Here is a 5,600-nt window from a genome sequence, read left to right on the forward strand (position 1 = left end):
GACATTTTCCGTTCCGCGTGAACGGAAAGTGTCCAAGATCTGCGCGGCCGTCGCGGTGCCGCCGGGACGGGTCTGAGCGCTTCGGATCGTCGGCAGCACCGGTACCGTTCCAGGGACCGGCGGCACCCGGAGAACCGTCGTACACATGTTCTATCCACAGGCTGTGGACGGCGGAGGGTTCGATGGGTTACCAGCTCAGCGCGGTGGTCGCGGACGTGGACCTGCTCCGCGAGCAGACCGCCGAGCTGGATCACGCGGTCCTCGGCGAGCTGCGGCAGGATTTCGCGCTGTTGCCGATCACGCCGCAGTTGGTGGTGGAGTTGACCGGTTCGCTGCCGGATTACGCGACCGACGACCGCAGCACCGCGCACCCCTTCGAGCTGGTGCTGTCGCCGGCGCTGGCCGACCTGCTGGCCCGCTGGTCGCGGTCGGGGCCGGTGGCGTACGTGGAGGCCGAGTTCGGCGGTGGCGTCGGTCACCAGTCGGCGGCGGTGTGGCTGGGCGGCGCCCTGTCCTGGGGTCCTAGCTTCGACGACGTCCTCGATGCGCCGCGGGAGGAGTGGCCGATCAACGCGGCGCTGGTTCAGCTCGGCGTCGAGCGGGGCGCGTGGATCGACCCGTTCGCCGAGGTGGGGTTGCATCTGGAGCGCAACACCGACGGCTGGCTGGCGCACGGGCGGCGGCGACTCAGCGCCGACTACTGGGACGAGCTGGTCGAACAGTGGGAAAACCAGTAATCCGGCGACGGGCAGCAACCTGAGCGGCCCCGTCCCGTTGGGGGACTGGGGGATTCCATTGAAATTGCGACAATTCGCGTTTATTGCCATGCTGCTGACTGCTGCCTGGATCGCGGGCAGCGGCACGCCACCGCCCGGCCCGATGCCGCCGAACCGACCCGCCGGCAACGTCGAGATCATCGACCTGAACGGCCTGCGCAACATCGAGTTCGGCGACACCGAGGCCGAACTGACCCGCCGGGGCGTCCTGCGTACCGACCAGGACGCCTGCGGGCCCGTGCTCACCGGCCACGACACGGTCAGCCCGGTCTTCATCGAGGACAGACTGGTGCTGCTGTGGGTCGGTGACCCGATGCGCACACCGGAGGGCATCACCGCCGGCTCGCCGATCGACGAGGTCTGGGCCCGCTACCCGTCCGTCACGCGGCTGCCCGCTCCACAGGGGACGCATCGGCTCGACGGACTGCTCGCCCGCAGCGGCGACCGCGCGTACCTGTTCCTGCACGACGGGCACACGGTCCGAAAAACCATCGCCGGGTACGCCGACTGGGCCCGCCGCCTCTTCGACGAGGGCGCGGCCCCCTGCTGAACGACCCGCCCCGTCCGACCCGACAAGCCGATTGTCCGCGATCGACCATCGTGAAACTATCCCCTCGCTCGCGCAGATCGCGCGACACAACACGGGGGGACATCGTGCGTACAAACGCGTCCGATCCACGGTGGAGACACCTCGCAAGGTGGGCCGCCGTGGCGGCCCTGAGCCTCACGGGGGCGGGCCTGCTGGCCGACCCCGCCACCGCCGCCCCGACGGCCCAGCCGTCGCCGCGACCGACACTGACGACCGAGCAACCGCCCGCCGTCACCGCACCCTCGAAGCCAGCACCCACGACTCCCGCCCCCGGCCGGGCCACCGCGGGTCCGACGACTGTCGTTGGCCTCTCGGCCGCCTGCGGCGGCCATCTCCCGCTGGGCCAGGTCAAGAACTGCGCGTCGATCGCCGGCGCCGCACAGCAGAAGTGGACGATCACCTCGACGGTTGACCAGGACACCCTGTTCATCCGGCTCCGCGAGGTCTCCGGTGACGGTGTCGGCGCACAGGTCAAGGGCGGCGATGGCACCACCGTCTGCTACGTCGGTCCGTACCTCACCGAGTGCAAGCTCGGCGCTGCCGGCACCTACACGGTCACGGTGACGCTCGACTACGGGACCGGCAAGGGCGCCTATTCGCTGTCGGCCGAGTCGATGCGGACCCCGTCCACCTGCGTCAGCCTGCCCGCGAGCTTCTTCTCCTTCGCCTCCGCCGGTCGCAGCGGCACGCTGCCCGTCGGCCTTGCCGCCCGCTGCTTCACCTTCAAGCAGCCCACCGGCACGGTCCTGCACCTCGCCGACCCGGGCGGCGTCGAGGACATCCAGGGCAACATCCTGGACGCCCAGTTCCAGCCGGTCTGCTCGGTGCGGTACCCCACCGAGTGCACCCTCCGGGAGGCCGGACCGTACCGGCTGTTCCTGGAGGAGACCTATGGCAACAAGGCCCCCTACACCCTCAAGATGCCCCGGATCTCGCAGTCGGTCGGCTGCCCGGCGCTGCCGCTGACCGCGTTCGGAGACCCGGGCGCGGCGGTCGGGACCGGCACCGTGCCACCGAACCAGGGGATCGGCTGCCAGTCGCTGCGGGTCACCACTCCGGGCCGACTGATCGTCCGCTTGGACCAGTACGCGAACCAGTACCTCGACTGGCGGCTGTACGACGACGCCGGACAGGTGGTGTGCACGGAGTACGACTCCTCGCGGTCCTGCGCGGTACCGGCAGCCGGCGCCTACACGCTGGTGGCGCAGAACTGGAACTGGGAGCCGGTCACCTATCGGGTGGCGGCAGCCCGCCTCGACCAGACCGAAGGTTGCGCCGCCCCCACCGGACTCAACTGGGACCAGCCGGCCCTGACGGTGCACCAGACCTCGGCGGTGCAGACCAACTGCCAGCCGTTCCACGGCGAGGCCGGTGAGCGGGTCATGGTCTACCGGGCCCCGGACCGGTACAACGACGTCTCCTCCTCGATCGTCGACGAGCAGGGTGCGGTGCTGTGTACCGACTGGTCGGAGCAGGACGGGTGCGTACTGCCCTCCACCGGGACCTACCGCGTCGTCTCCTACCTGGCGAACTGGGACGCCGACAGCGTGGACCTCACGTACAAGGTCCAGGTCCGTCGACTCTCCGAGGCGGTCGGTTGCCCGACCATCACCCCGGGCACGTACAACTCGGCACCGGCCGGCGCCCTCGGCGGCATCCGCTGCCGGACCCTGGACCTTCCCAGCGCAGGGGTGTACCGGGTCACGGCGGTGGACGGGGAGAACTACCGGTCGTACGCCACCGTCTACGACTCCGCCGGGATCAAGGTCTGCACCGACACCTGGTGCGAGGTCCCCGCGGCGGGGAAGTACACGATGGTCCTCAGCGGGGGCGTAACCGGCACGGTGATCGACACTGACTTCCGCTACGCCGTCGCGCTGCTGCCGTGGAAGCCGTCGGATTGCACGCCGGTGTCCGACACCGGCTGGCAGGACGCCCCGCACCGGGGCGGGTTCGACGCCGCTGGGCAGCACAACTGCCTCCAGCTGCCCAGTCCGGCGGGGGCCCACGTCGCCGAGCTGCTGGCCGGGGACGTGACGGCCGCGACCTCACCGGAGATCAGCGTGCTGAACGCCGCCGGCGAGCAGGTGTGCGACTACTCCTCGCTGCGTCAGTACAGCTGTGAGCTGACCGGCGAGGCACCCTTCTCCGTGCTGCTCACCGCGGATGAGGGATCCCCCACCAGCTCGTACGCCGTGGGCTTCGCCCGGACCGACGGGCCGCCGGCCTGCCCGGTCCTGCCGGGGGACGCGGCCGGCGCAACGGTGACCACCGGAGCGGACCACTTCGCGGTCTGTTACACAGTCCCGGCCGACCAGCGCGCCAGCCGGGAGAGCTTCACGTGGACGCGTACCGCCGGCTCCGGTGACGCCCGCATGTCGGTCTTCGACAGCCAGGGCATCCGGTACTGCGGCCCCGGCAGCTCGGCCGTCGAACGGACGATCACCTGCACCCTGCCCGCCGGTCCGGTGACGGTGATCCTGGAGACGGATGCCGTCGATGCCTCGTACCGCTTGACCCACCGGGACGGCACCGCCCCAACTGCGTGACGGGCGGCGGGCCGGCCCTCCACCACATTGGAGGGCTGGCCCGCCGGTCGGCAATCGACCTCAACGTTGACAGCCTCTTCGAGTTCGGGCTGCAACGGCTCCTCGACGGGGTGGCGGCGCTCGTCCGACCGTGAGCGCTCAGGCCGGGCTGTCCGCAGACGCGGGGAGCCGCGCTCCGGACACGGCGGCGAAGCCGGCGAGCGCGATCTCCGCCGTCTGACGCAGATCCTCCCGCGCCACCCCGGCGGCGGCGTGTATCGCCTGTCCCTCGGTGACGCTCATGACGAAGCGGGCAAGCGCGGCCGGATCGGCGTCGGCGGGTAGGTCGCCTTCGGCGACGGCGCGGGTGAACCGGTCGGCGAGAGCCAGCTCACCGGCCAGGCGGCTGCTGGCGAGGAACCCGGCGACCGCGGCGTTCTCGCCGGAGCAGGCCGTGCCGCCCTGGATCGACAGGCAGCCGGCCGGCCGGTCGGGCCGGGTCACGGCGAGCACGTTCTCGCGCAGCAGAGTGGCGACGACCTCGTACGCGGTGGGTTGGGCGAAAGCGTTCCGCGCGTACTCCATGTCCTGTTCGGCGTAGCGGGCCACCGCCTTGCGGAACAACTCCTCCTTGCTGCCGAAGGCGGCGTAGAGGCTGGGCTTGTTGATGCCCATGGCGGCGGTGAGGTCGGTCATCGAGGCACCCTCGTACCCCTGGCGCCAGAACACCTCAAGCGCGCGCTCCAGCGCCTCGTTGACGTCGAAACCGCGGGGACGTCCTCGTACGGGCACCGGCCACCACCTCCGGCGCCCATCCTACCCACCAACGCAACCGATCGGTACAGAAATTTGCGGAGCAGGTCAGGACGTTGCTACGGTCGTATCCGTACCGCTCGGTACACAATTTGCGAAGGAGATCGATCGTGGGACAGCTCGACGGCAAGACCGCTCTCGTCACCGGCGGCACCACGGGCATCGGCCTGGCCACCGCCCGCCGCTTCGCGGCCGAAGGTGCCTACGTCTTCGTCACCGGTCGCCGCAAGGGCCCGCTGGACGAGGCGGTGGCCAGCATCGGCGCCAACGCGACAGGCATCGTCAGCGACGTCGGCAACCTCGACGACCTGGACCGGGTGATGCGGGCGATCGAGGAGCGCGGCGCGGGGCTGGACGTGGTGTTCGCCAACGCCGGCAGCGGCGAGTTCCGCCCGCTCGACTCGATCACGGTCGAGCACGTCGCCAACACCTTCGACACCAACGTCTACGGCACCATCTTCACCGTGCAGAAGGCCCTGCCCCTGCTCAACGAGGGTGCCTCGGTCGTGCTGACCGGCTCGACGTCGGCTGTCAGCGGCATCCCGGCGTTCGGCGTCTACGCCGCCTCCAAGGCCGCCATCCGCTCGTTCGGCCGCACCTGGGCCGCCGAGCTGATGGGCCGGAAGATCCGCGTCAACACCCTGGTGCCCGGCTCGACCGAAACCCCCGGCCTCGCGGGCCTGGCGGCCAGCCCCGAGGAGGCCCCCGGGCTGCTGAAGGGCATCGCCTCCGGCGTGCCCATGGGCAGGATGGCCCACCCGGACGAGATCGCCAACGCCGCGCTCTTCCTCGCCTCGGACCAGAGCAGCTTCATGACCGGCGGCGAGCTGTTCGTCGACGGCGGCCAGCAGCAGCTCTGACGCGAAAACGCCCGGTCGATCCGTGAGGATCGAC

5 protein-coding genes are annotated in these 5,600 nt (G+C 70.6%); 4 read left to right on the plus strand and 1 reads right to left on the minus strand.

Going from position 1 to position 5,600, the window contains the following annotated elements:
• The first annotated feature begins 182 nt into the window (after positions 1-182).
• The 3 genes from AB0J68_RS25825 to AB0J68_RS25835 all read left to right on the plus strand — a co-directional run bounded on the left by AB0J68_RS25825 (position 183) and on the right by AB0J68_RS25835 (position 3,914).
• Positions 183-737, plus strand: coding sequence for a hypothetical protein (locus tag AB0J68_RS25825; RefSeq protein ID WP_363940777.1), 555 nt, complete (start codon positions 183-185; stop codon positions 735-737).
• Between the two features lie 94 nt (positions 738-831).
• Complete coding sequence (locus tag AB0J68_RS25830; RefSeq protein WP_363940786.1) at positions 832-1,326, plus strand: hypothetical protein; 495 nt, start codon at positions 832-834, stop codon at positions 1,324-1,326.
• Positions 1,327-1,484: 158 nt separating this feature from the next.
• Positions 1,485-3,914, plus strand: a complete 2,430-nt coding sequence (locus AB0J68_RS25835) for a hypothetical protein (RefSeq protein WP_363940779.1) — start codon at positions 1,485-1,487, stop codon at positions 3,912-3,914.
• A 138-nt stretch (positions 3,915-4,052) separates the two neighbouring features.
• Here AB0J68_RS25835 and AB0J68_RS25840 read toward each other — a convergent pair whose 3' ends face one another.
• Positions 4,053-4,685 carry a TetR/AcrR family transcriptional regulator gene (locus tag AB0J68_RS25840; protein ID WP_363940781.1) on the minus strand — a complete coding sequence of 211 codons (633 nt, stop codon included), beginning with the start codon at positions 4,683-4,685 and terminating at the stop codon, positions 4,053-4,055.
• A gap of 131 nt (positions 4,686-4,816) precedes the next feature.
• On the opposite strand from AB0J68_RS25840, the gene AB0J68_RS25845 reads away from it, so the two are divergent.
• On the plus strand, positions 4,817-5,566 hold the full coding sequence (locus AB0J68_RS25845) for an SDR family oxidoreductase (protein WP_363940784.1): 750 nt from the start codon (positions 4,817-4,819) through the stop codon (positions 5,564-5,566).
• The last annotated feature ends 34 nt before the right edge of the window (positions 5,567-5,600 follow it).

The organism is Micromonospora sp. NPDC049580 (assembly GCF_040675595.1).
GTDB lineage: Bacteria > Actinomycetota > Actinomycetes > Mycobacteriales > Micromonosporaceae > Micromonospora.

Excerpts from the sequence above, each read along its gene's own strand:
- AB0J68_RS25825 (WP_363940777.1), top strand. The coding sequence starts at position 183 with ATGGGTTACCAGCTCAGCGCGGTGGTCGCGGACGTGGACCTGCTCCGC.